Source organism: Thermus sp. FJN-A, assembly GCF_054655095.1.
On record NZ_BAAHSC010000236.1, the window covers coordinates 1 to 236 of the forward strand.

Consider the following 236-nt stretch of genomic DNA (forward strand, 5'->3'; position numbering starts at 1 on the left):
GAAGCCCGGGGCCCGCCACCCGGCCCACCAGGCCACCCTCTTCCTGGAGGGGAGCCTGGGGGAGGAGGGCTTCTCTAGCCCCCGCCTTCCCGAGGGGTGCCGGGTGGAGGTGGCCGGGTACGCCCTGAGCCAGCCGGAGGAGCACCAGGGGGAGGGGGTCTTCACCCTCTGGCCCCGCACGGACGAGGAGGGGAGGCTCACGGAGGCCCATGTGGCCCTCAAGCTCAAGCGCCCCA

General features: G+C 74.2%; 1 pseudogene. It reads left to right on the forward strand.

The features are described from left to right. Positions 1 to 236, forward strand: a pseudogene (locus ACYQ0J_RS13550) (hypothetical protein); the annotation flags it as partial.